Annotated in this window: 1 protein-coding gene; it reads right to left on the minus strand. The window is 32.8% G+C overall.

Annotated elements, in window-relative coordinates; translation table 11 throughout:
• Nucleotides 1–24: 24 nt before the first annotated feature.
• Nucleotides 25–1,191, minus strand: a complete 1,167-nt coding sequence (locus E0F76_RS19200; protein WP_132010160.1) for an IS110 family RNA-guided transposase — start codon at nucleotides 1,189–1,191, stop codon at nucleotides 25–27.
• Nucleotides 1,192–1,283: the final 92 nt, after the last annotated feature.

A 1,283-nucleotide genomic window follows, 5' to 3' on the forward strand; every position in this document is an offset into this window, starting at 1 on the left:
ATAATAAGTTGCATATTTAAGTCTTTAGCTTTTTATAATAAGTTGCATATTTAAGTCTTTAGCTTTTTTGGTTAGAAATCTTATTTGTTGATCCTTTTGTTGTTGTAAATATATTTCCACGCCTTTTTCTACATATTGCATTCCATTATCAAATGTTTTATAATAGAGTTCTGCAATTTTTCTTGCAGTTGCCTTAATTGCTATTGCCGCTCCTCTTCTGGCTTTAAGTTTTCTCGCAAAAGCTCCTAAGCCTGGTTGTTTACTAACTAATAAGCTTTGGGCTGCTTGTTTAAATATTTGACCAGATCTTGTCACTGCCTTTTTTTTACTTCTTTTATTCATTTTTCCCGATTGATGTTTTCCAGGAGCTAATCCTAACCATGACACAAATGCCTTAACATTTGGCCATTGCTCTATATTATTACCAAGTTCTGCTGTTAGACGCATTAGACTATAATCAGTCAGACCAGGTAAAACAGTGGGGTTAGCACCATGAATTCCCATTAATAAATTATGTAAGTTTTGTATATCTGGTTTGTTATGTCTTATCGGTTTTATTCTATTATCATCTTGATAATCATTATTAGTTTTGTCCTTAAATTGTATCAGTATTTTTTCAGTTTTTGTACAATAGCTCAGTAAAACTTGGGGATCTCTTTCTCCTTCTAAAATAGCTTCTATCATTTTCATTCCACTTGCCCCATGGGTTTGTGATAAAACATCTTTAAGACGAATATTCATTTGTACTAATGCTTTATGCATGTGAAGGATATGAGAAGATGCCATTTGCAATTTATCTTCACGCATACGAGTATAAACTCTCAACTTTCGAACAATATCATCGGGGACAAAACTTTTTCGTAGTAAACCGTAACTAAATAATTSTTGTATCCATTGACAATCTTGTACATCACTTTTCCTGCCGGGTAAATTTTTGCTATCAGCTGGATTAACTAAAGTTACATCAAACCCCATTTCTTCTAGAATATCATAAAGAGTAATCCAATAAACCCCTGTTGCTTCCATTGCGACATGAGTTATTGAGTGATTCTGCAAATAAACACCCAACTCTCTATACGATCTTGTAAAAGTTCGAAAACTCCTTACCTCTTCTGCCTCGACAGCAACGAAAACTTTTTCACTACCAATATCGATGCCAGCACAATTTTTAATAATTTTTTCTATACTAATTGATAAAACTCGAACTCAGGTAATTAACACTAATTGATTTACTGCTACACTGCCTAATTCTAATTCAGATTATACACAAAGATAACGTCATT

The organism is Flavobacterium cellulosilyticum, from assembly GCF_004349355.1.
Classification (GTDB): domain Bacteria; phylum Bacteroidota; class Bacteroidia; order Flavobacteriales; family Flavobacteriaceae; genus Flavobacterium; species Flavobacterium cellulosilyticum.